This is a genomic window from Mesorhizobium sp. M0074, from assembly GCF_040322975.1.
Classification (GTDB): Bacteria; Pseudomonadota; Alphaproteobacteria; order Rhizobiales; family Rhizobiaceae; genus Mesorhizobium.
This window is the reverse complement of sequence record NZ_JAMYUM010000019.1, coordinates 72,590-95,598: the sequence shown is the minus strand read 5'-3', so window position 1 is coordinate 95,598 and position 23,009 is coordinate 72,590. Positions and strand designations below refer to the sequence as shown.

The following is a 23,009-nucleotide window of genomic DNA, read 5'->3' as shown; positions in this document are numbered from 1 at the left end:
TGACTTCGCACGTCAGAGATTTAGCTGATGGACTGCAAAACCTGAACGCGAATAGCCATCGGTTCTGCGGGCATCAATTCTGCAAGGTGCAGTCCAAATACCACGTGTTCAGATATGTTGGAGTTTGTAGCGTGACCCGCGCCTTGGTCGGAGGACCTTCAATATTTGCTGTCCTCATAACGAAGGTGTCGAGCATAAATGTCGTGCTGTCAAATGCAGCGATCTGATATACGTTTCGTCGGAAGATATCGTATTTCGTTGACGATGGTTTGAACGTGCCCGATTTGCTGGTTACAATGAAGTGATCGGCAAATTCTTGGATATCAAATTTCCTGGCCTTGTTAGCTGCGACGAATCCCGAGTCATCTGATGACGGTATGTCGGACCATGTGTGGAAGTCGCTTACTGAACATATGAAGACGTCGCCATCTTTTGAGTTCACTGGCTCCATTGCAAACAAGCAAAGCGACAAAAGGATTATGAGGCGCAGGATCGCCGGCCTCAATGTTGCAATAGTCCGCATTGCCCGCCCCCGTGGGTAGCCCTGGACGATAGCGCTGACCTCTAATCAGCGGAAGGACCAAATCGTCAGGGAAACGGATGCGCGAGACTGACGCTGCGCCCTCTCCCCGTTCTACGGGGAGAGGATACCGGCGGGCAGGTGAGGGGCGGAGCCGGCATTTCAGAGCTTTCTCCCCATAGAACCACTCAATAATCGCCGTTGTAATAGCGGTCGTCGCAGGGGGCGGTGTAGATGCGGCCGCTGGTGCGATCCTGATAGCGGCAAAGCTGTTCGCTGCGCGGCTGCGGCGTGGTGGCGTTGCCGACGACCGCGCCCAGCAAGGCGCCGGCTCCGGCACCGATGACCGTGCTCTTGGTGTTGCCGCCGATCGCCTGGCCGGCAAGCGCGCCGGCGCCGGCGCCGAGCAGCGCACCGGTGCTGGTTCTCTGCTGTGCCTCGGTCTGCGCACAGCCTGCCAATGCGGCAGTCACCAGCATGGCGGCAATGGCTCTGGACATGGTCATCGTCTGGTACTCCCTTGAAACCTATGAGCTAATACACGGGGCGATTTTGCCAAGTGCGGTCGCATTTGCGGCGGAACATAGGCACCGTGCCTCACGAAATAAGACATGGTTGTTTTTGTCTGACAGCCTGATCCGCAAAGAAAGTAACCGAACAAGACCCAAAGAGCTTCATCTCCAGTCGACCTTCGAGAGCGCTACGCTGCCTCGATCTGCATTACCTTTTTCGCCGCAGCGGCCAGAAATCCGGATCGGCTGTAGCCGTGGCGCTCCGCATATCGGTCAATCTGATCGAGGACATCTTCCGGAATGGTGACATTGACACGCACGACCTTCGCAGCTTCAGCTTTCAAGGGAACCAGGATGGCGACACCGCTCAGATTGTCCTTGTCCGACATCACTTCCTCCAGGGATGACGGTTCGGGAATGGCCTCGCCATCCTCGACCAGCCCCTCGACATGAAAGGCCAGTGCTTCCCCGGCCATGGCACGGGCATCATCCAGGTTGACGCCGGCTGTCACCAGGCCCGGAAAATCGGGAAAGGAGACGCCGAAGTCGCTGTCCGCTTGCTTGTGGATCAATCCGATATAGTTCCGCATTTCTCTACCTCAGCTTCACGCCGGATTGTTCTTCAATACTCTTGAGAGTGCCGATCGGGATTTTGCGCTTGGGATGCGGAACTGTCACCCGGCCCGGCTTGGATTTGTGCTTGAACTGGGCGTGACTTCCTTTTCGAGCCACTTCGTACCAGCCATCCGCCAACAGCCTGTGAATGACATCGGCGCTCTTCATGTTGTGTATAGATACACATAACTGATCCAAATGTCCATGAGCTTTGCCGCTGTTGCGTGCGGCGGCCCAGCCGACCCCGTTTTCAATCCTGCAAGAATGGAGATACCAAATGACCCGAGGTCTTGCCCGGACGCTTTCGCGTGCCGCCGCCAGAGAAGCCGGCCTTGCCCCACCCAGGGCAGGGCTGATAGCCAGGACGACCGGACAGGGCGGCGCCTACCGCACCGTCTTTTCGTTCAATGCCATGCCGGTGCCGGTCACCGATGCGCAGGGCTTTGCCAGCCAGAAGCTCTTCGACTTTCTCGATGGCAAGGTGCGGATCAAGGGCGGCACGGCACGATTGCAGTTCGCCGTGCTGACGCCACGCGCCTCGACCATCAACGACAATGCCGCGCTGACCTGGTCGCTCGGCTCGGCGGCAGCATCGAGCGCTGTACTGGCAGGCACTATGGCCAATGTGGTGGGCGCCACCGGCCGTACGCTGGATGGCGCGGGTGCCGCGCCGTCGAGCGCATCGATTGCCGATGTTGCCGCAGCCTTGACGCTCGACGGCACCGTGACGCCGGTCGACCTCTATCTCAACCTGGCGTTTGCGACCGGCACCGATATCGACGCCGACGGCACACTGGCGGTGTCGGGCACCATCACGCTGCTCTGGGAGAACTGGGGCGATAATGCGTAGGCGCTAATCTCCCCCCTTGAGGGGGAGATGTCGCCGAAGGCGACAGAGGGGGTCGGTTCGACCGGGCGCGACCCCCGGCGACAGATGAGGTCGGCGCTCCACGCGCGGCTACCCCCCTCTGGCCTGCCGGCCATCTCCCCCTCGAGGGGGGAGATACCAAGCTTCGCCGCCAGTGCTCTCATCACCGGCCTTTAATTCTGTAACAAAAGGAATCTTCTCATGACAGATCTGGCAGACGCCGGGTCCGTGGTGGCGGCGCCACCGGCGGGCAACCTTGCACGGCCACCGGCCAACGGGGACAACGGGTCCGCCCCGCCTGCGGCCAAAAGCTGGTTTGACGGTCTTTCCGAAGGCAGCCGCAAGCTTGCTGAAACCAAGGGCTGGACCAAGCCTGAAAGCCTCGATCGGGTTTTCGCCTCCTATGCGGAGCTGGAGCGGCAGCAGGGCGAGAGCCTGCGCGTTCCGGCAGCCGATGCAGCCGCGGAAGACTGGGAGAGGTTCCATGCCCGGCTGCCCGAGGCGATGCGTCCGCTGACCTCGCCCGAGAAGGTCGAGTACCGGCGCCCCGACGGGCTCCCCGAAAACTTCGCCTATTCGGACGAGCTCGCCAGTGCGTCCAAGGCCTGGGCGGTCGAGGCAGGTGCTACCCCGAAGGTCGCACAGGCCTATCACGACCGCTTCGTCGGCTACATGGCCGAACAGGCCAAGGCACAGCAAATCGCCGTTGCCCGTTCGGTCGAGACGACGCATGACGACCTCGTCAGGGATTGGGGACCGACCGGCAGCGATGGCTTTCGCCAGAAGCTCGAGGTCGCCAACCGGGCGATGAAAAAGCTCGGACTGGTCAATGCCTACAAGGCGAAGGGCATCCTTCTGCCGGACGGTGCCTTGACCGACCCGCAGATCGCCAAGGCGTTCCATGCCATCGGCGAGGCGATGTTCCGGGAAGACACGATCGACGGCGGCACGGCCTTGAGTGGAGGCAATCCCTTCAAGCGCAATGCCGCCGGCGAGCGCAACCTGACTGGCATCTCGGCGCTCGTCAAAAGCGACCCCGCCCGCGCCCGGCGGCTGGCACGCGAGGCCGGCGAAAATCCCGACCTGTGGATGCCCAACAATCCTCTTTAACCCAAACCTGAAGGAAGACAAAAATGGCAGACGCCTATACCCGTATCGCGGACGCGATCGTTCCGTCCGTCTATGCGCAATACTCGTTCGAGGAGCACGTCCAGTCGCTGGAGATTTACCAGGCCGGGATCCTGTTTTCCGACCCGTCGATCGCCTCGAAGCTCAGCCTGGGCGGACGTTCCGTCGACATGCCCGGCTGGAAGGACCTCGGCAACGATCCGTCCGAGCCGGTCAATGACGACCCGGCCGACTCGATCGAGATGAAGAAGATCGGCGCGCGCCGCGAAGTCGCGGCCCGCAATGTGCGTGCGCAGGCCTGGGGCATCCCGGATCTGACCTCGATCCTTGCCGGCGACGATCCGCAGAAGCTTATCGTTCGCCGCCAGACCGACTACTGGCAGCGCGCCAACAAGCTGACGCTGCTGGGCATACTGAAAGGCGTGCTGGCCGACAACATCGCCAATGACGGCAGTGACCTGGTGCGCGTCACCGGCGCCTCCATTGTCGACACCGACATCATCGAGGCCGCCTACCTGATGGGCGACCGCGCCGACAAGTTCAAGACGATCTGGATGCATTCGAAGCAGATGAAGGCGCTGAAGCTCGCCGACCTCATCGACTATGTGCCGTCGTCCGAGCAGGGCGGGCCGCTGATCCCCTATTACATGGGGCTCAGGGCCGTCGTCGACGACGACATTCCGGTTGCCGGCGGCGTCTACACGGCGTTCATGTTCAAGGACAAGGCGATCCTGTGGAACGAGCTGCCGGTCAACACCGAAGGCGGGCCACTCGAGTTCGACCGCAAGCCGCGGCAGGGCCATGGTGTAGCGCGCAAAATCACTTGGCACCTCCGCGCAACTTCAGTTGGCACCAAATCGCGCGCTTTCAACGGCCGTTAAACGTGGTTCCAGCGCCGGCCTCTTGACGAGACCGCAAGCAGCGCGAGAATTCCTGGGCATGGAAACCCCAGCGAGCGCACCGGCTGGAGGCCGGCGCGCATGGAGCAATCCGAAAGGCATGTTCATTATGAAGCGTGGAATCTTTGAAGAAGTTCCGTGGTCGGACTCCATCACGGTTTACGACAAGGAGCATTTCACCATCTACCTGCAGATCCTGGACGCCTGCGCTGACAATGCCAGCGAAGAGGAGATGGCCAAGCTCATTCTGGGCATCGACCCCGTCCTTGAACCGGTCCGCGCTCGCAAGGCTCTTCGCAGCCATATCGATCGGGCGAACTGGATGGTAACGACTGGCTACAAGGAATTGTTTGCCAGCTGACCCATCGCGAAGAGGCGGACATTCTCAGGCCGGACCATGCTTTTGAATGGTCTTGAAGGGTCATTTAACGGCTTTCGAGAATCGGTCACCGTCCCGGTGCCCGTAAGGGCCAGGTGCGGCAGTCATCTGTTTGATGCTGTCGAGCGGGTCGGACGCCAATCTAAGGCCCGCTTCTCGGGAACTGACCCGAGCACCTGTCACGCGTTTTTTTAACGCACCCGCCAACTGAGCGATATTCTTACGCACCCCGCAAACGAAGCGAAATTCGCTCTCGCCCTGTGCCATCCATTCACGCCCGCGTGATCTAGCCGCACTCTACGAAACCAGCTAAGTAGAAGAGGGTTTGGGAGGCTTCACCATGACGCTTGAGCACGTTGTCTCAAGATCTCGAGTTATTCTGCGCAAAATTGTGGGGACTTCGCGGGCTGATCGAGAGGCCGACCTTCTCGACGTCCTTACAAGAGCTTCATCGCCAAAGCTATTACTCTTGGGCGATAGCTTGATGGAAGGTTCAAGCGCCGGCATTTCAAATCCGCGTGTCGCGCGAGGGTCCTATTCAGGTTCCCGAATCGCCGATGTTTTAGCCGTGGTAAGCCGCGTCAAGGGCGCACATCTGTGGGGCAAAGTTGCCGGCGCTGTGGTCGCTATCGGGATTAACGACGCACAGACCAGTGAGGGCGACGATCTGGAGTTCCGCCGGCTTTACTTCCGGTCTGCTCTTGACGCGCTTTCCCGTTCGCTCGCAGGGAAACCGCTCGTACTGCTAACAATCACAGACATTGGGTCGGAGGGAGAATGGGTTTCGCGCTATAATCGCGCTTTGATCCAGATGGAGAATGAAGAGATTGCCGCGATGACTGCCGCCAATGTTTTCGACGCCGCCACGCTATTTCGGCTGTCCATAGAAAGAGGCGGTCTAGCATACGACTCCGCATTTCGAGATGGCGTCCATTTTTCCCTTGAGGGATACCAGCACTGGAACCCATTGCTGGAAAAAGCTATCGACTTGGCCTCGGCAGGCAAACTGCAGCCTGCTTGACCGTCACCGATCAGGTCCCGAAGAACCCGGCGCGCGATAGCTTCCGAAGATCATCGAGCGCACAGTTGGCATAGCGAGTTCCCCCCGTCGCGTTGATGTGTAGATTGTCGCTCATGTACAAAAGGCCGGTGAAATAGCCGATGCCCGATTTGCCGGCGATGTCGATGCATGGATAGCCGGTCAGGTTCGCCACGTCGCGAACGGCTTTTTGGAACTGGTCGAGTGTATTGCCGTGACTGTTGGCGCGCATGATCCGGGCCGATGCGTGGGCGGAGCCACCGGAGTATGGCGTGAAAAAGATGATCTTGGCACTCGGCGCGCGAGCACGGATGGCCACGACAGCAGCCCAGAGGGCACCATAGAACGTTGCCGTAGTCGTGTCGTTTAGCGCTCCTAATATAACCTCCTGTGCCCAAAAGTCGTTGATGCCCGCCTCCAGCGTGACGATCTCGCTATCGGTCGGGATCGTCGCGATGGCATCGTATATTCCGGTGCTCGGATAAGCTGTGGTGCTCACGCCTATAGCAGCACCGGAGACGCCCGCGTTCGTCAGAACCATGCCTGTCGAACTGGCCAGCGGCGCTGTGTACTGCGCCTGCACGGTGATGCTCGTGCCGAGTGCGGTCCATTTCTTGCCGACTAGAGCGGCACGGCCGTCATCGTACGCACTACTACCCCCTATATTCGCCGGATCGGACAGCAGGCCGAGGTAGAGGCCGCTGTTTGGTGACACTGTGACGCCTGCGGCCTTGGTCCAGTATGTCGAGCTAAAATCGGTGGAAATGGCGTATCTGTTTTCCGACCCGCTGGTGCTTAAGTACGACTGCTGCAAGTAAAGACCGGAAACACCGTCGCCAACATAAGGGTGCCCGCCAGCGGCCGGGTAAACGCGGTGCTGGAAATTGTTTGAGCCGGTCCCAGTCGCGGTGCCAGTTATCCTGCATCGATACCAGCCATTTCCGAGCGGTGTGATGGTCACTGTGTTCAGCGCTGACCCACTCCCAGAACATGTTCCGTTGAGCAGGTCGAAGGTACAGTCGACGTTGGTGGGCGCCTGCGAGAAGATGTTGAGGCGTGTGCGCTCCGCTTTCTTGGCGATCGTTTCGAAAACGAACGTCTGCCCAACTGCCCACGATGCATTCGATCTGTACACAGCCGGGCTACCTGAGCCGGATTGTTCGATAATTTTGTCCGCAGATAGTCGGCCAGAAGTCAGCGCGGCAATGCTATCGACCTGAGCCTGCAACGGTGGAAGGACACGAGACTCGGCGGTCGTGGTGTTCGCGGCCGTTACGTTGGTCTTGGTGAAAATAGCGTTGGTTGGGTCGCTGCTCGGCAGTAAGTTTGCCGTGGTGTTCGGCAAACGAAGGACGATGCTTCGGACATAAACCCCCGACGTGCCGTCGCCGGTGTAGGGAAAAACAACCCCCTGCGATATTCGGGTCTGCACGTTTCCGGAGCCTGCTGCGGGCGTAAGGAACGCTATTTTACATTCGTACCAGCCGCCCCCGATTGCCGTCATGGCTGCGCTTACAAGCTGAACACCTGTAGCAAAGTATGTCCCGTTTACTAGATCGAAGTCGCCGGTGACCGAAACGGGTCCATTCACGGTAAGCTGCAGCGCCCCACGCTCTGCCGCCTTGGCAACAACGACATGCTCGTAGGTCGTTGCATTCAACAAGCTGAACGATCTGAATACGTTCGGGCTAACCGAGCCGGCAGCCTCTGTCAGCTTAGCCGTAGCGATGCTCAAGCCTTCAATCTGCGCCAGCGTGCTGGCCACGCCGCTGGAACTATCCAGCAGGTCCAGCCGAGCCCCCAAGTTAGGCGACGTTCCTCTCGCAGCCTGCACCTCCGCTGTTGTGGCGTTGGCGGAGCTCGTCTTGATGAGCGTCAGCACGGTTGTGCCCACCGTGATGGGCGCCGCAGTGCTGACAGCCCAGGTCTCGGCTGCGTGGGTCCCCGCATCAACATCGAAGCGCGCGCCGACGAGATCTGTCTCGGCGTCCATGTCCGTCGAACGGATAGCTGCTCCGGAGGCCTGCACTACATACACGCCGTCGGCCGTAGCACCGGCTGCGGTGGCACGCGCAACTCGGTCGTTAGCCGCCAGCGTCAGGCCGTCTAATGTCGAGCCGGCGGTCATGGTCGCGGGATCAGTGGCAGTAGTTACGAGCAGACGCACCGATTGCTTCGGCGCCTTGACGCCACTAAGCGCCAGCGCCTCGACGGCATCGACACGATCGGAGAGTGCGTCCATTTCGCCCGGCAGTCCGCCGACAGTGTCTTCCACTGCCGTAACGCGACCATCGAGCGCGGTATCCGCAATGGCCCGCGCTGCCGCCTCGGCTGCCAGTGCTTCCGCGATCGGCCCGTCGGCCATGATCTGCTCGGCGTGATCGGTCATCGACTGTCGTGCCGAGCGCCGTATGCCGTCGATCGTAGCATTGCCGGTCACCTCGTCTAGGGCGGCAACCAGCGGGAGATCGGTACTGTATATGCCTGTTTCGGCCATTTGTCGGGGTTTCCTGTTCTAAGGCGCGACGTAGCCGCCGCAGTTGAAATAAACTTGGGCGCCGGTGGTCACGTTGGCGACGTTCAGCGCCGTGTTGACGGTCGACGACAGCGGCGATCGGAACTCGATGTCCAGGCGCCCGCCGGCGGCCTTGAGAAAGCCGCGATAGAGGACAGTCGCGGCGCCATCCTTGATCAGAATTTCGGTGTCGACCGTGGCGTGGGCGTTCACGGCAGTCAGCCAGGTCATGTGGTTGCGTTGGCCCGCCACCGCTGCCTTCACCGGGACATCTGCGGTCCCGGTCTCTCCACCGGCAGCCGCGGGGTAGCGCCAAGTGGCGGCCGGGTTCAGCGCGGTCAGGTTCTGGGCGATGCGCTGCAGCCGGCCGTTTAGGCCAGACGAGGCGGTATCGCTGGCCGGCGCCGCCTCGATGAGCGAGCCGAGCAGCGCATCGTCGTCGGTCGACAGCGTGACGCTGAGGCTGTTGGCGGCGCTCTTTGCGCCAAGCGTCGACGGCAGCTTGACCGACAGCAGCCGCTTGACCAACGCGATCAGGGAGAACGTGCCGGCGTCGGACGTGGCCGCCGCATCGGCCGTCCCGCCCAGCGCCTCGTCCATGCCGTCGCGCACGCCATGCATGGGATGGTGCTTGCCCGCGACCAGCTCGCTGTCGATCGCGACCGGCGCGCCGGTGGCGCTGTCAGTTGTGTTGATCTGGCTGGCGGCCATTTGTGTCCTCTAAAGCACGAGCAAAAGGGTTGAGTTCGCCGCGAGTGGCGGCACGAAGTCGTCGGAGCCGATGGTCACGGAAACAATGTCGGTCAGATCGCTCTCGACGCCGGCGACGCTGACCGCCCAGGCCTGCAGCTCGACTTCGTCGCCGAACAGGTAACCGGTCACATCGAAAGCGCCCTCGGCCGGCGAGCAGGACAGTGGCGGCTGCCAGACCAAAGCACCCGAGAGCCTCGTCTGCAGCTTGAAGGCGGCGACGGCGATCGCGTTCGCCGTGCCGCCGCTGACCATAACCCGCAGTCCGTTGGCGTCGCCGGTCTCGACAGTGCCGGTTTCTATGCCCGTGAACTTCGGTATCGCCGGTGGGATCAGGGATAGGTCGATCTCGGCGCCGACGCGGCCGCTCCAGGCCGGCGGCACCTCGGCGTCGGTCAACTCGTCGATGATCGGTGCCGCCGGCAACATCGCCAGCACCGTCGAATTGTTCTTGCCGCGCGTGATGCCGGCAACGATCAGCGGGATGCTGTCGAGCGCGGCCGGGCCGAAGTGAATGATATCGCCAGCCTTGGGCCTCTCGCCGCTACCGGTGAGCCGCACGGCCGCGCTCTCGCCGGCGACGGTGGCGATGGTCCGTACCACGCTGGTGCCGATCGTGTCGTCGGCGTCGAACTGGCGGAAGCGAATGGCGTAGCTCTCGCCGGCGACCATCGTGAAGACGCCGTCGGCCTCGACAAGATCGCCGCGTACTGCCTTGACGCGCGCCGAATGCATGGCGCGCTTCAGCACGTCGCGCGAGGCCACCACCAGGTCGCCGGTGGTGGCGGTGCGTGCAGTGCCTTGCTGCACCGCCGAGTAGCTGACGGCACGGTTCATGATCTCGTATTGCCGGCGGCGGGCCTCGCGCCAGATCTCGTCCGGGTTGGTCTTGCCGGGCAGTTTCAGCTCCTCGGTGATGTCGATCGGGCCGACATGGCCGGGCCACGGCACCAGACGCTCGGCCTGCTGATAATCGTTGGTCTCGTCGATAAACGGCACGCGCAGCGCATGCGGCGGCTCGAAATAGGATGGCGACCAGCGGAAGTCGGACGAATTCCTTGGATTGACATGGTCGACCACAAGCTCACGCGGCCGATCTATGACGACGGTCCATTTGCGGCCGTCCCATTTGACAGCGGCCCGGCCGGCGGCGCCGATCGCCGCCAGCGTCTCGCCCAGCGTGCTCTCGAAATCGTGGATGCGGTTGTATTTTAGGCCCTTGAGCACGCAGAAGACGTGCCAGTCCTGGAAGGCCGGGAAATCGATCTCCTCGTCCGGAGTGGGCCGGTACAGCCCTGGGCCGCGCAAGGCAAAGAGGGCCAGGGACGCTGGCCATTGCGTGGCCCTGTCTATCCATGTGCCGCTGTCGGCGTCCCAGTCCGGCGCGATCCGCTTGTCTAGCGTGTTGAAGGTGTCGAGCGTGCCGTTGAGCTGCGCCGTCGCCTTGATCCGGAGTGCGCTTAGGGCCACGGGCTTTCTGAAATTGAATGGGTACTCCGGCCGGAAGCTCTGAAGAACCACCCAAGTGCAGTTCAATACAAATTGCGATCCATTGCCGGGCTCGACCTCCGAGTCCGTCAGCCGCTCGTATTCGATCTCATAGGCACCCCGTATGGGGTAGTCGATGCGGTCGGCGCGATAGAAGCCCACCTTTTTTGTGTTGCGGATGGAGAGATCTGGCAGGTCGGTCCAGGCTACGGTACCGGCCAGCCGGTAGCGTCGCTTGAACACCACTTCCACTGAAAACTCCTCGCCCTCGTCATCGATCTTGATCAGGCCGGCGGGAAACGACAGGATCGAGATCGACCAGGCGGTATCGCGAGCGGTGAAGCGGCTGACCGGCTTGGCTTCGGACGGCTCACCCTTGATGATCTTGCCGTAGTCGTTGTGCTTCAACGGCCGTTCCAGATCGGTGCCGATGCGCTCCTCGAGCACCTGGTTGGTGTAGAGCGACAGCGGTGCGTCATCGGCATAGCCGAGCCGCGTCTCGATCTCGACCTCGTCGAATTTCGTCAGCAGCGTGTCGCCGAGCTTCTCCTCGGATATCTCCAGCGGCCCGTAACCGTGCAGGAAGACGGCGCGATCGTAGAGCCAATCGCCGACCACCTCGATATAGGACATCGCCCCGAACGGCGGCGCATAACGGTGCGTGCCCATGACCATCGGCACCGGCGCGTCGGGCGTGAACTGGTTCTGCCATCCGGCGATCGCATAGGTCGGTTTTTCCTCCCCCGGGGGTTTGGGCAGCGGCAGCAGCGCATTGATCAGCAAGCCGCCGAGCGCCGTCAGTCCCACTGTGAGGGCGGTCTTTGCCACGTTGGCAAGCAATTCCGAGCCAAACAGCGTGGCGCCGGCGGGGAAGAAAAACCCGGCGACGGCGATCGCCGCCACCGAGACGAGGATCTGCAGCACTGACCGAAACGAGTCACCGCCGGGAACGACGCGGATGACCACATGGACGCCGGCATTGGGCCGCGCCCGGTGCCACCGGGCGCGTGGCACCACCTGCATGCCGTCACCCTTGACCAGCGCGACACGGGTGCGCTCCAGCACCGGGTGACTGGCGCCAGGCAGTGCCATCGCCACCATTTCGGCAATCGTCATGCCGGCCGGCAGCGTCAGCTCGATGCGGGCGCGGTCGGGCTGGAATGCGATGGGCGCGGCCGTGACATGGACGCTCATGCGCCCCTCCAGCGATAGATGCCGGTGAGCTTGCCTGCCCAGGGCGAGCCGTCGTCGAAGCGCTCGATCTTGGAGCAGTCCTGCTCGACCATGTGCATCATCAAGCCCGGCCGCAGGAAAAGCCCGCAATGGGCATCGAGGCGGCCGCGCCGGAACCAGAGGATGTCGAGCGGCTGCGGCGTCTCAATCTTCAACCAGAGCGGCGATTGCGTTTCGCGAGCGACTATGGCGGCGACTTCGCGCTGCTCGGCCGAGCTGACATAGAGGCCGTCATAGGACGGCAGCTCGTTGCCGGCATGCTCGGCATGGACGAGGCGGACAAAGCCCCAACAGTCGCAACCGGTCCAGTCGCGGCCCTTGTCGGCGAAGGGCAGGCCGATAAAGCCTTGCGTCCAGCGGAGATCGCCCTGGGCTACCATCAAGGTCATTTGTGCAGCCCCGGAAAACGTTCCTTCGTCATGCGGTCGGCCGGATAGGGCTCCTCGGTGATCGGCTCCATGGAGAATTTGAGGCTGACCTGGCCGCTGTCGCCGTCTGCGCCGGTCATCAGCATGCCGATCCATTCGGCCTCGACATTGTCCGGGCTCGACGCCAGCACGATCGCCATGTGGCAGGTCGCCTGCACGGTGGTCGACGTCAAAATATCGGCGATGTCGCTGTCGAGGATCTCGAGCACCAGCGAGGCCTGCGCCGGAGCGTCGTCTTCCTCGTCGGGGACGAGCGCGTCGAGCATGATGAAAAGGAACGGCGAATCATCTTCGGTGCGCCAGGTCGAGCGGGTGCCGTACATCAGCGGCTCGACCGAGATCCGGTCGGCGTTGTCGGAGGAGAGCCGCACGGGCGTGTCGAGCAGCGGGTGCTCGATGATGACCAGCACAACCTCCAGCTCGTCGGTCGCGACCTGGTCGAGAGCCAGACGGGCGTTGAGCGAGACCCGCCTCATGGCATCACCGCAACGTCGAAGCTGACGCGCCACTGGATGCCCGTGGGGGAGCTTGGGGCGCGCGCCGGCAGCTGCTGGCCGATCAGGCAAAGCCACGTCTCTGCTATCAGGATCGGTGTCCCGTCCTCGGTGGTGATCGGCGTGCCGTCATCGGTCAGCAGCGGCAGGCCGTCCGTGTCCCACGCCGGCATCAGGAAGGGCTGCGTGCCCTGCTTGATCTCCTCGTTGTACCAGCGGTCGAAGCGGGCAAGCTGCGCCCTGGTCAGCACGGTCGAGAAGGCAACGGTGTCAGCGACTGCCGAGAAGCGGCGCCGCACGTTTGGCGGGCCGGCGTCTTCGGCCCTGCGGGTGCGGCCATCGCCGCGCGTCACCTGGTAGGGTGCCCGTTCCGGTCTGGGCAATTCAGGGGGATACCAGACCAGGCTCATCGCCGTTTCACCGGCTGCCTGGCGCCGCGACCCGCGAGCGTCTTATTGAAGGAGCTGCCGCGCCGGTTTGCGGCGGCGGTCAGCTTTTCTTCGATGATGATGTCCTCGCGGCGGCCGCCCTTGCCGTCCTCGGTTTCCTCCTCGCGCACGCTCACGCCGGCATAGTCGTGATAGTGCCGCTCAACACGGGTCGGCTGGGCCGACTGCGATGACCAGCCGCCCATCGAGGGAGAGCCGGAGCTACCGGCGCCGGGCATGGCATAACCGCCCTCGTAGTAGCCGCGGCCCGATTTGGCTGTGCGCCGCAGGCTGTCCAGGAACGGCACGCCGAGCGCGCGCACCACGGGCGCATCCATGACGTACTCCTGCTCATGGACCAAGCCGGCGACCCTGCGCGGGTCGTTGCCGCCGGTCGCGCCGCCCACATCGTAGAGACCGCCGGCGCCCGACTGGATCGCCGACCAGGCTGCCGGTGACCTGAAGAAGCCACTGATCATCGACCAGATGCTGGAAAATCCAGACAGACCGCCGCCCGCCGGCGCCGCCGGGAACTGGCTGAGCGCATTGCCGAGCTGGCCAAGCCCGCCGCCGAAACTATTTAGGCCCTTTGCGGCAAGGCCGGTGCTTTCGGTCAGCCGCGTGATCGCTGCCGTGGCTTTGTTGCCTGCGCTCTCCACACCGGGGAAAAGCGCGCGTTGATTATCGTTGAGGCCGTTGCGCCAGGAGCCGCCAGCCATCCCGAGCCGGCCACCGCCGAGATCGAAATGCATCTCGTCCATGGCGCCGTATTTGCCCCTCTGGCCGCCGAAATATCCGCCCCACCGGAAACGGTCGGTCAACTCCGGATATTTCTCCAGCTGCACCTGGCGCGCCGTCTGGGCGAACTTCTCGTACGTCGCGAAGGTGCTTGGGTCCTGATAGTTGCCCAGCTTCTTGCCGGTGAGGAGATCGGTCAGCCTGACATCGGTCGCGAGGCCCTGACCGTGAAAACGTGGGTCGCCTGGCCGCAAGCCTGAGATCGCATCGACCTGGTAGCCGCCGAACCGCTTCGCGGCGCTGTCGAGAATGTCCATCAGCCGGGCGTCGACGCCCGACTTGAAGTTTCCGACCATGCGAAGCGAGCTTCCGGCGACATCTGACAACGTCGAAGTCGCCGCCTCGCTGCCGCGCATCCCCGACGACGGATCGGCCGAATTGCTGTTGGCCGGTGAGAAGAACCGCTTGATGCTGTCGAAGATGGTGCCAGTGCCGCCGCTGACGCCCAAGGCACCGTTGATGTTGACGACGCCAGCCTGCACATCCATGGCGCCAACAGACTGCCCGCCTGCCGGCTGCGGACCGCCGAGCAGCGTGCCGATGAAGCCGCCAATCCCGCCGATGCTGTCCAGCGTCGGCAGGCCCTTGTTATAGACCGCGTTGGCCAGCGGGTTCTTGATCGCAAGCTGGGCGAGCTGCTTCAGCACGTCGTCGGCCGCGCTCTTCAGCACGCTATCGATATCGGTAAAGCCGCCGAGAGCGCTGTCGACGATGCCGCCGATCGCGTCGACGCCGGTCTCGCGCACGTCCTCCCAGAGCTGCTTCTGCTGCTTCAGCAGCTCGTTCATGCGGATCATCGCCGCCGCCTCGGAATTGAGGTCGACTGCGAGGCCGGCTCCTTTCAGGCGGTCCGCCACCGTCGCCTCGATCGGCGAGCGGCCGAGCTGGTCGCGCTCGAACTGCAGGTCGCGCGCCAGATTGGCGCGGGATCTGGCTTCGGCCAGCGCGGCCAGCTCCGCCGCGTTGGCGCGCATCGCCTCGGCTTCCTTGCCGTAAAGGTCGATACCGAGCTGTCGGATCTGCTGCTCTGTCGTCAGGGCGGCGATGACGCGATCATGGGCGGCGGTACTCTCCCCGACCAGTGCAAGCTCGGCGCGCTGGGTCTCGATATTCTGACCCTGCTCGAAGATGGCGGCGCGAGCCGATTGAATGGCGCTGAGCCGGCCATATTCGGCGGCTTTTTCCTTGATGCGCCGGATCTCGGCTTCGTCGGCCGGGACATTGTTGCGGGCGGCTTCCTCGCGGACCGCCTGTTCGAGCTGAAAGGCCATGCGCAGCCCCGCCGCCTCGGCGGCCGTCCTGCCGACTAGGCTGATCTCCAGCTGCTGCGCGGCAACCGTCTGGTCGAGCGAGCGCAGCCGCTCCTTCTGCGCGTCCACAAGGCTTTTCGTTGCACTGGCCAGTGCAAGCTTGCCGGCGATGTCGATGCGGTCGGCGCGAGCGGCCGCGCTCTCGCTGGCGTTGATCTGGGCGCGCGCCGCGGCCTCGGCGGCGGCCTGTTTCTCCGACGGCGATCTTGCGTTCATCTCCTGCAATTGCGCCTGGAAGCCGCCTATGCGCTGGTTGTGAGCGGCGGCGTCCGCCAGCTTCCATTCGTCATAGGCCTTCATGTCGCGCTGGTTGAATGCGCTGCCGCTCCTGATCAGGCCGCCTGGACCGATATTGCGATCGTACTCTTGGACGGCCCGCTGCGCCTCGGCGAGAGTCGCGGTGAAGCCTAGAATTTCCGCGACGCGTTTCTTGAGCTCGGCGGATGCTCCGGGGGCTTGGCCCAATGCCGCAACGGCATCGTTGAATTTGACGACATCGGGATAGCCGGTCTGGGCGGACTTGATGAACTGATTGACGACCGGCTCAAGGCCGCCGATCTTGTAACGGTCGAAGATCTGGAACTGGTCTTGCGGGAGGCCGGAGCCAGGTATTCCAGTGAAGGCTTCCGAGCCACCGAACTGATTTTGCAGGTTTTGGCCGGTGCCCGCGTCCACCGATTTTCGGAGTTCGTTGACCGCCTGCATCGATTGGAACGACAGAACGGTCTGGGACTCCCGGCCAACGCCACGCACGGCATTTTCAGCGTCTTTCCAACCCTCGCCGACTTTCTTGATGAGATCGACATGGTCCTTCAACGCCCCGTCGAGCGATTTGGTCGCTTCGCGCGACAGGAGCGAATAGGCCGCAAAGGCAGCGCCGGCCACGCCGACACCGGCCGCGATCAGCCCGATCGGCCCGACGAAGCCGATGAAGGACCTCGCCGTCGATGCCAGCGATGCCCTGATCGCCGCCAGCGAGCCGCGCAGACCTTTCGGGCCACTCTCCAGCGCGTCATAGACCTGGCCGGCCTGCGATGCGAAGATCATCATCGCCGGCGCGCCGAGCGCCCACATCGTGACGACATCGTTGCCCTGCCGCGACAGGTTGAGCAGCTGCGAGGAAGTCAGGCGTGCCGCGCCCGCAACGGAGCCCAGCCCCGTCACCGTCTGGGCCGATGCCCGGCCGAGCATCGTATAACGATCGTTCAGATGCGCGAGCGCCAGGTCGTATTCCTTGGCGCTGGTGAAGGCGCCGACCTTGTGCGCGTTGTTCAGCTCTGTCAGCTCGGCCTCGTATTGCTTTGAGGCGGCATAGAGCGGGTTGAAGCGGGCCCGCAGCCGGTCCAGTTCGTCGCCATAGGCAGCGATGTCAGACCCGCGATCGGGCACAATGGTGACCCGGTTGACCATGGATTGCGCGGCATTTTTCTGGGCCGCGGCCAAGCCATTCAAGGCGCTGATCTGGCTGTTTAGCGCAACCGTCTCCCGCAACCGCGCGTCGATCGCCAGGGAGCCGCTGATCGCGCCAGTGCGCTCGGCCTGGTTGATGGCCTCAATCGCCGTCCGGTATCGGGTCTGCGCTACGAACAGCGGATCGTAGTTGGCTCTGATCCGGTCCAGTTCTTCGCCATAGGCAGCGATGTCGGAACCGCGATCGGGCACAATGGTGACCCGGTTGACCATGGATTGCGCAGCATTTTTCTGAGCTGCGGCCAAGCCGTTCAAGGCGCTGATCTGGCTGTTTAGCGCAACCGTCTCCCGCAAACGCGCGTCGATCGCCAAGGAGCCGCTGATCGCACCAGTGCGCTCGGCTTGGTTGATGGCCTCAATCGCCGTCCGGTATCGGGTCTGCGCTGCGAAGAGCGGATCATATTTGGCTCTGATCCGGTCGAGCGCCGCGCCGTAGGCTGATATGTCGGAAGCACGCTGCCGATACGTTGCGTCGTCGGTGGGACCCTTCATGCCGGCATAGGCCGCCACGATCCCCTGGATGCGCTTCTGCACCGCCTCTTGGCCGGTCAGCATGTCGGTCACGCGCTTCGACGATGCGACCGCTTGGTCGTTGGCGGTCGTCAGCGCCGCCGAGGCGCGGGTCGCCTCGACGCCGACCGTGCGCACAGCGGCCGACGTCGCGCCGGCCGCTGCCGTAGCCCCGGCAGCGTCGCCGCTGATGACGAGGGCGAGATTGAGGCTCACTCGCGCACCTCGTTCATGATTTCGCGCGCGGCGATCTCCATGTCGCGCAGATCATTGAGCAGCCGGCCGTCCGGATAGCGCTTCTTCTCACGCTTCGGCCGTGCCCGCAGCAGTACAGCGGCCGCCGCATAGTCGATGCCGAGCCAGTAGAGCAGGCCCTGCATGCCGCGCGCGACGACGCGCCACTGTGTCTCGCAGCCGAGAAACAGCACCACCGATGGCATGTTGATGTCCCACACTTCGAACACGTCGCTTTCTTCGTCGTCTGTCGGTTCGGGCAGGTTCTCGGGCGGGACGCCCAACGCTTCGGCATCCTGCCGCGCCTGGTGGTCGGGCCGCGTAGGGCGGGTCGGGTCGGTCAAGCCTTCCCGTGCCAGCGCCCAGGCGCGCGCGGCCTCTGTCAGTTTCCCTTTCGGGCCGCCGGGCTGGCGAGCGAATTGGCGTAGGCGCTGTAGAGCGCGACCCGATACCAGGTCTGCTGCAGCGCCTGGCGAAAGACCTCTTCGGAATATTCGACTTCGTTGCCGTCCTCGTCGACCACATCGCGCCAGCCGCGGGTGGCCTGGATCAGCAGATCATGCTCACGCGTCTTGCGCTCTTCCTGTGTCGGCAGCGCCTCGATTTCCTTGCCGAGCGCGATTGCCGCATCTTCGTCGACGCCGGCGAACTGATGCGTGTAGCTCATGGTCTTCCACTTGCCGGGATTTGTAGGGTCGGGAAGCTCGATCTTTATCGGCCACCAGTAGAGATATTCCTTGGCGAGAATGAATTTCATGGGGCACTTTCCTGCAGGTTTAAAGGGCGATTGAAGCGGCGTTGAAGCCGCCTTTATTTGACGGTGATCTTCAGCTCGGTGGAGCCGAGGCTGGTCAGCATCAGCGGCAGCGAGTAGTTGCGGATGTTGTCGCTCTGGCCCTCTGCTGGCCGGCCGATCTGCACCTTGTCGCTGTCGATCGCCACTGTGTTGCCGCCCACCGTGCCGTGGGTAAGCGCCAGTGCGGCCTTGGTGTGGGCGCGGGCGATCGAGAACCAATCCTTGGTGGCAAGCGATGTCGCCTTGACGACGGCGGTACCAGTCACTGAACGGTCGGTGATCTCGATGCTCTCCTCGCCAATCAGATGGCGCGGCACGACTTGCGAGCCGGTGTCGATGTTGAGGCTCTCGGCGATCGCGGTCCAGCCATGCAGCGCCATCACCGTGTTGGCCTTGGAGACCACCACCGGGTCGATCCACATCGTCTTGGTGACGACGGGCAAGGCTTCGTCGGTGATGGTCCCGACCAGGCCTTTCATCGAGAATTGGAAGCGCGGGATGCGCTTGGGTGTGAAGCCGAGCGAGACGCTGCCGCGCATGCCGAGCAGCACATGCTTGACGCCGTCGGAGTTGTAATAGAGCCCGCTGCTCTCGAAGGCGTCGTGGATCAGATCATACTGGACGTCGACGCCCGCCGAGATCACCTGGGCAAAGCCGCAGGAGCGCAGCAGCGGGCCATAGGCCGGTGCCGTGCCGAGGGCGCCGGCGCCAGCGATCTCGACCGAGAAATTGAACTGGCCATAGTCGCCGGTCAGCAAGACGCCCTGGTGGCCAAGGAACGGCTGCATCAGATTGCGCGCCTCCTCGTCACCGGCGAGCGGCGTGAAGGCCGCGTCGGAGAGCTGGATGTAGTTGGCAGCACCGGTCGGTACCGCATCAACTCCATAGGTGGCATCCATCTTGATGAGGGCGGACAGCTTCTTCCAGCGACGGATCATGGTCTATTTCCCCTTCCTGGGCGCGCCGGTTTCGGCCGCCAATGGTTCGTCCGTGCCCGCCGGTACCGGCTCGGCCTCCGTGCCGGGCGGCGGCGCGGGCTCGGTGCCCTCGATCCGCTCCAGCGTTCCATCCTTGTGCCGGTTGTACGCACCGCCGGCGATCGGCGTTTCGATCTTTGCCATGTCAGCTTTTCTCCACGAGGTAGTAGCCGACGCCGAACAGCTCGCGCTGCCAGACATGGCCGTTCTTGGCTTTGAGTAGGTTCGACGAGATGTGCTCGACGACATCGGCATTGGAGACGCTGGTCGGCTCGAAGCCGATCAGCGCGTCACGCACTGCGCTCTTCAGCGTCTCGATGTCGTCGGCAGCGGCTGCTCCGGTGCCATCAGAGACGTTCCTGGTGACGAAGATGACGGCAACATCGGCCTCGCAGCGCTGCAGCACCGGTCCCGTCATGCGCGTGTTCTCGCCGCTCTGCTCTTCCTCGATCAGGACGAAGGCCGCCGGCGTCGTCTTAGGCTCGCCATTGAGCGATGCCCAGGCGGCCGCGCCCGCGACGACGCGGAAGACGGCCGGGTCGATATCGCGCAGGCGCTGCTGGAATTCGGCGGAGAGCGTCATGGCCGGGCTCCGCCATCGGCTTCGGCGCGAAAGGCGTCCTCGGCTATACGTAGGATCTCGGCCTGGTCCTCCTCGTCGACATAGAGATAGGGCCGCGCCGGGATGGTGATCGAGTGCGCGCCGATCGAGACGCGGACCGTTTCCTTGCGTTTGCGCGAAGCCTTGACGAAGCGGCGGCCGCGATTGGTCTTGCCGAAATGCAGATCCTGCTCGCGCGCCGGGATCTTCACTTCGCCGCCGAGCTGCTGGATGGCGGCATAGAGCAGGTTCGTTCCGACCGCCGCTTCGGTTTCCGTCGCCTCGCCGGTGATCGAGCTGTAGAGCCGGTTGGTGACGCGCAGCATGTGGCCGTAGCCGCGCTGGCCGCGCCCGATGCGCTTGGCGGCCGTGCGCGGGCTGAGCCGCTGCCACTTACCAGCCGGGCCAGTCTCGCGCTCGAAATGCCGCTGGGTCGAGGTGACCAGGTATGCGGCGATGCCCGACATGATCGTCCTGGGATGTTCGGCCAGGCGCTCGATGCGATCGAGTGTCGCCAGCACGGCCTGGTCGACGAGGCGGATCTGGATGCCTTCGGTCGCCATCAGAAGCCCCGCAGCTTGTCGCGGGTGAACACGCGGTTCGGCGCACTGGTCTTGATGGCGCCGCCGCCGGCCTGCTCGGGCGTCTCGCCTTCCTCCTCGATCAGGATGAGGCCCTTGGAGACATCCTTCAGCCAGGAGATCGCGTTGGCGAAGTTGCGCGAGACGATGCTCTCTTTGTCGGCCGCCTCGCCATGCAGATAGTAGCGCGCGAGATCCGCCGCGACCTTGGTCAGCACCGGCGGCACAACAGAGAGCGGCAGTGTGAACTGCTTGCCGATATAGCCGTCGATGACGCCGTCAGCGTCCGCCAGGGCGCGGCCGACCACGACGCCGTCGATCGTGCTCGGCGGTATGTTCGTCCGATCCGTGAGCTGGATCAGTTCAGTGGCGCCGAAGCGGTCGACCAGATCCTGTTGGACGGCGTACATCAGGCACCCACCACGAAAAGCCAGATGAAGGCGGGCCAGGCGAGGAGCGCCCCGGCCCAGTCCAGGACCGTAAGCGTCAGCGGCACGAGCCAGAGGGGCAGGAAGACATGCACGGTCAGATCAGCTCCACGACCAGGTTCGGTTCGGCGAAAAGGGCCTCCAGCTGCTCGGGGCCTTTGAACGCCTCCATGGCGTGCTCGACCGGCGCCTTGGAGTGGGCGATGCCGGCACGGCGGAACCCGTCGAACTTCGACCGGATGCGAACGCCGCTCGGCACATCTCCGTCAGCATTGGCTGCCTGCCAGGCGTCGATCGCGGCGGCCATGCGCGGGAACTTGGAGCGGAACTCGTTCTCTGCCGTGCCGAGGCGCGTGTCCAAGTCCTTCAGGGTGCCGTGGTCCATTTCGTCCGGATCGCCTCCCGGCCCGTTGAATTCGTCGTTTGCGAGAAATTGAGGGAGCGACTCGGCGGAGCCGGCCCCATTGCCGGCTCCGCCCTGGCCCTCACTCTCCGGGGGGTTATTGGGGGAAATGGTCCCCGCCGCCTGTGGCGACGGGGCATCCGGCACATGCTCGACAACCGCCGGGCCGGACGCTTCCACGGCGGCGTTTGTCGAGGCCGCCGTGCCGGGGTTGGCCGCCGAAGCGGTTGCGCCCTCTGAATTGAGCTTCTTATCGATCTCCGATGGTCGATCGGAGAAGGCGGTCTCCCGATTGACTATGACCTTCGAAGCTTTCGCGGCTTTCGCCATGGTTTCAATCCTCGTTTTCGGGTCTTTGAAAAGGAGCCGTGGCGGCTGCTTTTCGAAAACCCGCCGGCCGAAGCCGGCAGGGCGAATTCGCCAGCGTCCTATCCGGCGTTGGAATCGACTGGGACTTCCGTAATAGAAAAGGTGCTGCTTGCCGGGTGGGGCAGAAAGAACGACCGCTCCTCGCCAGGGTTGACTTCGACCGGTTCGCGGTCGTCCTGCTTGACGGTGGCGCGGAAGTTGCCGTTCACGTGGACTTTAACTGTCGTGGTCATAGGGGTTCCTCTTGGGTCTTGCGGAAGAAGCCGGGCTTCGGCTGCTTCCGAAAAACCCGCCGGCACCCGTTGGGGCGGTGCCGGCAGGCCAAGGTGCGATCGGCTTCGATCAGCCGAGCAGCGGGACCTTCACGACTTCCGCCGCCTTGAACCAGATGTTGCTGTCGCCGCCGTTGATCAGCATGGTTTCGACGATCTGCTTGGCATCGGCTTCGAGTGAGGGCGGGACGATCAGCTTGGTCGGGTTGATGTTGATGACCTGGCCGTTCTTCTTGCGGATCGCGGCCATGGCTTCCCGCGCCGCCTGGAAATTGGCGGGGGTCAGGGTTGCCTTGGACATATGTGCGAGCTGCCACAGGCCGAAGCCGGCGTTGCAGCGGCCGTCGACGCCATACATGAACTGACCCTTCATGAAGACGTTGGTGTCGGTCTCGCGGTCCATCGGCACAAGCCTGAAGGCCTTGCGCTTCTGGAACACCATCGGCTTGATCACCCGGGTGTCGTCGACCAGATACCAGGCTGGGCCGGCACCGGCGGTGAAGTTCGAGACCGAGGTCTCCGCACCGTTCTCGTCGAAGCCGGGATGGTCGGTGTCGAAGAAGTTCTGGCCATCGTAGCAAAGGGTGGCGTCGCCCGCCTTCCAGAGTGGCCAGACGAGTTGGTCGGGAAACTCGGCCACGTCCTGGCCCATCTGGCTGGCGATGGTCGTGTAGAAGCCGAACTGGTCATCCTCGATCGATGAGCGCTTGACGCCGATCGTGCCCTCGAACTCCTTGTTGCGGACGATGTAGGTCTGTGCCGACAGATCGTGGACGAGGCGATCGCCGACCCATTCGCGGATGCCCGGCAGATCGTCCATGCGCGGATACTCGTTCATAGCCGTGCTCGAAGGCACGTCCATGGCGACCGTCTTGTAGAGGGTCGTGGTGGTTTCGAGCCGGGCGTTGAACGCGGTGCTGAGCCCCGTGTAGACGCTGCGCAGCGTGGAAGCATTAATGTCCAT

25 protein-coding genes are annotated in these 23,009 nt (G+C 63.3%); 5 read left to right on the top strand and 20 right to left on the bottom strand.

The window, feature by feature from the left end; genetic code table 11:
- Positions 1 to 708 precede the first annotated feature (708 nt).
- The 3 genes from NKJ73_RS24005 to NKJ73_RS23995 form a co-directional block, all read right to left on the bottom strand.
- On the bottom strand, positions 709 to 1,026 hold the full coding sequence (locus NKJ73_RS24005; protein WP_352453776.1) for a YMGG-like glycine zipper-containing protein: 318 nt from the start codon (positions 1,024 to 1,026) through the stop codon (positions 709 to 711).
- Between the two features lie 194 nt (positions 1,027 to 1,220).
- Positions 1,221 to 1,622 carry a type II toxin-antitoxin system HicB family antitoxin gene (locus NKJ73_RS24000; protein ID WP_352541138.1) on the bottom strand — a complete coding sequence of 134 codons (402 nt, stop codon included), beginning with the start codon at positions 1,620 to 1,622 and terminating at the stop codon, positions 1,221 to 1,223.
- 4 nt (positions 1,623 to 1,626) lie between these two features.
- Complete coding sequence (locus NKJ73_RS23995) at positions 1,627 to 1,815, bottom strand: type II toxin-antitoxin system HicA family toxin (RefSeq protein ID WP_352571330.1); 189 nt, start codon at positions 1,813 to 1,815, stop codon at positions 1,627 to 1,629.
- Positions 1,816 to 1,924: 109 nt separating this feature from the next.
- On the opposite strand from NKJ73_RS23995, the gene NKJ73_RS23990 reads away from it, so the two are divergent.
- The 5 genes from NKJ73_RS23990 to NKJ73_RS23970 all read left to right on the top strand — a co-directional run bounded on the left by NKJ73_RS23990 (position 1,925) and on the right by NKJ73_RS23970 (position 5,942).
- Positions 1,925 to 2,497, top strand: a complete 573-nt coding sequence (locus NKJ73_RS23990; protein WP_352571329.1) for a hypothetical protein — start codon at positions 1,925 to 1,927, stop codon at positions 2,495 to 2,497.
- Between the two features lie 219 nt (positions 2,498 to 2,716).
- A complete protein-coding gene (locus NKJ73_RS23985; RefSeq protein WP_352571328.1) occupies positions 2,717 to 3,625 on the top strand; it encodes a hypothetical protein in 909 nt (302 codons plus the stop codon).
- 23 nt (positions 3,626 to 3,648) lie between these two features.
- Positions 3,649 to 4,524, top strand: coding sequence for a Coat protein (locus NKJ73_RS23980; protein ID WP_352571327.1), 876 nt, complete (start codon positions 3,649 to 3,651; stop codon positions 4,522 to 4,524).
- A 118-nt stretch (positions 4,525 to 4,642) separates the two neighbouring features.
- Complete coding sequence (locus tag NKJ73_RS23975; protein ID WP_502905399.1) at positions 4,643 to 4,903, top strand: hypothetical protein; 261 nt, start codon at positions 4,643 to 4,645, stop codon at positions 4,901 to 4,903.
- A gap of 358 nt (positions 4,904 to 5,261) precedes the next feature.
- Positions 5,262 to 5,942: an SGNH/GDSL hydrolase family protein gene (locus NKJ73_RS23970; RefSeq protein ID WP_352571326.1), complete on the top strand. Its 681-nt coding sequence runs from the start codon at positions 5,262 to 5,264 to the stop codon at positions 5,940 to 5,942.
- Positions 5,943 to 5,952: 10 nt separating this feature from the next.
- On the opposite strand, the gene NKJ73_RS23965 is transcribed toward NKJ73_RS23970, so the two are convergent.
- The 17 genes from NKJ73_RS23965 to NKJ73_RS23885 form a co-directional block, all read right to left on the bottom strand.
- Complete coding sequence (locus tag NKJ73_RS23965) at positions 5,953 to 8,457, bottom strand: SGNH/GDSL hydrolase family protein (RefSeq protein ID WP_352571325.1); 2,505 nt, start codon at positions 8,455 to 8,457, stop codon at positions 5,953 to 5,955.
- An 18-nt stretch (positions 8,458 to 8,475) separates the two neighbouring features.
- The gene (locus tag NKJ73_RS23960; protein ID WP_352571324.1) at positions 8,476 to 9,186 is read right to left on the bottom strand and encodes a hypothetical protein; all 711 of its coding nucleotides are present in this window, start codon (positions 9,184 to 9,186) and stop codon (positions 8,476 to 8,478) included.
- Between the two features lie 9 nt (positions 9,187 to 9,195).
- Positions 9,196 to 11,907: a TipJ family phage tail tip protein gene (gpJ, locus tag NKJ73_RS23955; RefSeq protein WP_352571323.1), complete on the bottom strand. Its 2,712-nt coding sequence runs from the start codon at positions 11,905 to 11,907 to the stop codon at positions 9,196 to 9,198.
- Positions 11,904 to 12,335, bottom strand: coding sequence for a C40 family peptidase (locus tag NKJ73_RS23950; protein ID WP_352571322.1), 432 nt, complete (start codon positions 12,333 to 12,335; stop codon positions 11,904 to 11,906). The genes gpJ and NKJ73_RS23950 overlap by 4 nt, the downstream gene beginning before the upstream one ends.
- Positions 12,332 to 12,850 carry a DUF1833 family protein gene (locus tag NKJ73_RS23945; RefSeq protein ID WP_352571321.1) on the bottom strand — a complete coding sequence of 173 codons (519 nt, stop codon included), beginning with the start codon at positions 12,848 to 12,850 and terminating at the stop codon, positions 12,332 to 12,334. The genes NKJ73_RS23950 and NKJ73_RS23945 overlap by 4 nt, the downstream gene beginning before the upstream one ends.
- A complete protein-coding gene (locus tag NKJ73_RS23940; protein ID WP_352451593.1) occupies positions 12,847 to 13,278 on the bottom strand; it encodes a hypothetical protein in 432 nt (143 codons plus the stop codon). The genes NKJ73_RS23945 and NKJ73_RS23940 overlap by 4 nt, the downstream gene beginning before the upstream one ends.
- The gene (locus NKJ73_RS23935; RefSeq protein WP_352571320.1) at positions 13,275 to 17,600 is read right to left on the bottom strand and encodes a phage tail length tape measure family protein; all 4,326 of its coding nucleotides are present in this window, start codon (positions 17,598 to 17,600) and stop codon (positions 13,275 to 13,277) included. Before NKJ73_RS23935 ends, NKJ73_RS23940 begins: the two co-directional genes overlap by 4 nt.
- On the bottom strand, positions 17,597 to 17,962 hold the full coding sequence (locus NKJ73_RS23930; protein WP_352571319.1) for a DUF1799 domain-containing protein: 366 nt from the start codon (positions 17,960 to 17,962) through the stop codon (positions 17,597 to 17,599). The genes NKJ73_RS23935 and NKJ73_RS23930 overlap by 4 nt, the downstream gene beginning before the upstream one ends.
- A gap of 38 nt (positions 17,963 to 18,000) precedes the next feature.
- Positions 18,001 to 18,375 (bottom strand): hypothetical protein, encoded by a 375-nt coding sequence (locus NKJ73_RS23925; protein WP_352571318.1) that lies wholly within the window; start codon positions 18,373 to 18,375, stop codon positions 18,001 to 18,003.
- A 53-nt stretch (positions 18,376 to 18,428) separates the two neighbouring features.
- Positions 18,429 to 19,352 carry a phage tail tube protein gene (locus NKJ73_RS23920; protein ID WP_352571317.1) on the bottom strand — a complete coding sequence of 308 codons (924 nt, stop codon included), beginning with the start codon at positions 19,350 to 19,352 and terminating at the stop codon, positions 18,429 to 18,431.
- A 3-nt stretch (positions 19,353 to 19,355) separates the two neighbouring features.
- Positions 19,356 to 19,535, bottom strand: a complete 180-nt coding sequence (locus tag NKJ73_RS23915) for a hypothetical protein (RefSeq protein ID WP_352571316.1) — start codon at positions 19,533 to 19,535, stop codon at positions 19,356 to 19,358.
- A gap of 1 nt (position 19,536) precedes the next feature.
- Entirely contained in the window at positions 19,537 to 19,974 is a 438-nt protein-coding gene (locus tag NKJ73_RS23910) for a phage tail terminator protein (RefSeq protein WP_352571315.1), read from the bottom strand.
- A complete protein-coding gene (locus tag NKJ73_RS23905; protein WP_352571314.1) occupies positions 19,971 to 20,555 on the bottom strand; it encodes a phage virion morphogenesis protein in 585 nt (194 codons plus the stop codon). Before NKJ73_RS23905 ends, NKJ73_RS23910 begins: the two co-directional genes overlap by 4 nt.
- Positions 20,555 to 20,983, bottom strand: a complete 429-nt coding sequence (locus tag NKJ73_RS23900) for a gp436 family protein (protein ID WP_352571313.1) — start codon at positions 20,981 to 20,983, stop codon at positions 20,555 to 20,557. The genes NKJ73_RS23905 and NKJ73_RS23900 overlap by 1 nt, the downstream gene beginning before the upstream one ends.
- 115 nt (positions 20,984 to 21,098) lie before the next feature.
- A complete protein-coding gene (locus NKJ73_RS23895) occupies positions 21,099 to 21,734 on the bottom strand; it encodes an HI1506-related protein (RefSeq protein ID WP_352571312.1) in 636 nt (211 codons plus the stop codon).
- A gap of 98 nt (positions 21,735 to 21,832) precedes the next feature.
- Positions 21,833 to 22,006, bottom strand: coding sequence for a hypothetical protein (locus NKJ73_RS23890; protein WP_352571311.1), 174 nt, complete (start codon positions 22,004 to 22,006; stop codon positions 21,833 to 21,835).
- 109 nt (positions 22,007 to 22,115) lie between these two features.
- Positions 22,116 to 23,009, bottom strand: coding sequence for a Mu-like prophage major head subunit gpT family protein (locus NKJ73_RS23885; RefSeq protein WP_352571310.1), 894 nt, complete (start codon positions 23,007 to 23,009; stop codon positions 22,116 to 22,118).

Excerpts from the sequence above, each read along its gene's own strand:
- NKJ73_RS24005 (WP_352453776.1), bottom strand. The coding sequence starts at position 1,026 with ATGACCATGTCCAGAGCCATTGCCGCCATGCTGGTGACTGCCGCATTG.
- NKJ73_RS24000 (WP_352541138.1), bottom strand. The coding sequence starts at position 1,622 with ATGCGGAACTATATCGGATTGATCCACAAGCAAGCGGACAGCGACTTC.
- NKJ73_RS23995 (WP_352571330.1), bottom strand. The coding sequence starts at position 1,815 with ATGAAGAGCGCCGATGTCATTCACAGGCTGTTGGCGGATGGCTGGTAC.
- NKJ73_RS23990 (WP_352571329.1), top strand. The coding sequence starts at position 1,925 with ATGACCCGAGGTCTTGCCCGGACGCTTTCGCGTGCCGCCGCCAGAGAA.
- NKJ73_RS23985 (WP_352571328.1), top strand. The coding sequence starts at position 2,717 with ATGACAGATCTGGCAGACGCCGGGTCCGTGGTGGCGGCGCCACCGGCG.
- NKJ73_RS23980 (WP_352571327.1), top strand. The coding sequence starts at position 3,649 with ATGGCAGACGCCTATACCCGTATCGCGGACGCGATCGTTCCGTCCGTC.
- NKJ73_RS23975 (WP_502905399.1), top strand. The coding sequence starts at position 4,643 with ATGTTCATTATGAAGCGTGGAATCTTTGAAGAAGTTCCGTGGTCGGAC.
- NKJ73_RS23970 (WP_352571326.1), top strand. The coding sequence starts at position 5,262 with ATGACGCTTGAGCACGTTGTCTCAAGATCTCGAGTTATTCTGCGCAAA.
- NKJ73_RS23965 (WP_352571325.1), bottom strand. The coding sequence starts at position 8,457 with ATGGCCGAAACAGGCATATACAGTACCGATCTCCCGCTGGTTGCCGCC.
- NKJ73_RS23960 (WP_352571324.1), bottom strand. The coding sequence starts at position 9,186 with ATGGCCGCCAGCCAGATCAACACAACTGACAGCGCCACCGGCGCGCCG.
- gpJ (WP_352571323.1), bottom strand. The coding sequence starts at position 11,907 with ATGAGCGTCCATGTCACGGCCGCGCCCATCGCATTCCAGCCCGACCGC.
- NKJ73_RS23950 (WP_352571322.1), bottom strand. The coding sequence starts at position 12,335 with ATGACCTTGATGGTAGCCCAGGGCGATCTCCGCTGGACGCAAGGCTTT.
- NKJ73_RS23945 (WP_352571321.1), bottom strand. The coding sequence starts at position 12,850 with ATGAGGCGGGTCTCGCTCAACGCCCGTCTGGCTCTCGACCAGGTCGCG.
- NKJ73_RS23940 (WP_352451593.1), bottom strand. The coding sequence starts at position 13,278 with ATGAGCCTGGTCTGGTATCCCCCTGAATTGCCCAGACCGGAACGGGCA.
- NKJ73_RS23925 (WP_352571318.1), bottom strand. The coding sequence starts at position 18,375 with ATGAAATTCATTCTCGCCAAGGAATATCTCTACTGGTGGCCGATAAAG.
- NKJ73_RS23920 (WP_352571317.1), bottom strand. The coding sequence starts at position 19,352 with ATGATCCGTCGCTGGAAGAAGCTGTCCGCCCTCATCAAGATGGATGCC.
- NKJ73_RS23915 (WP_352571316.1), bottom strand. The coding sequence starts at position 19,535 with ATGGCAAAGATCGAAACGCCGATCGCCGGCGGTGCGTACAACCGGCAC.
- NKJ73_RS23910 (WP_352571315.1), bottom strand. The coding sequence starts at position 19,974 with ATGACGCTCTCCGCCGAATTCCAGCAGCGCCTGCGCGATATCGACCCG.
- NKJ73_RS23905 (WP_352571314.1), bottom strand. The coding sequence starts at position 20,555 with ATGGCGACCGAAGGCATCCAGATCCGCCTCGTCGACCAGGCCGTGCTG.
- NKJ73_RS23900 (WP_352571313.1), bottom strand. The coding sequence starts at position 20,983 with ATGTACGCCGTCCAACAGGATCTGGTCGACCGCTTCGGCGCCACTGAA.
- NKJ73_RS23895 (WP_352571312.1), bottom strand. The coding sequence starts at position 21,734 with ATGGCGAAAGCCGCGAAAGCTTCGAAGGTCATAGTCAATCGGGAGACC.
- NKJ73_RS23890 (WP_352571311.1), bottom strand. The coding sequence starts at position 22,006 with ATGACCACGACAGTTAAAGTCCACGTGAACGGCAACTTCCGCGCCACC.
- NKJ73_RS23885 (WP_352571310.1), bottom strand. The coding sequence starts at position 23,009 with ATGGACATTAATGCTTCCACGCTGCGCAGCGTCTACACGGGGCTCAGC.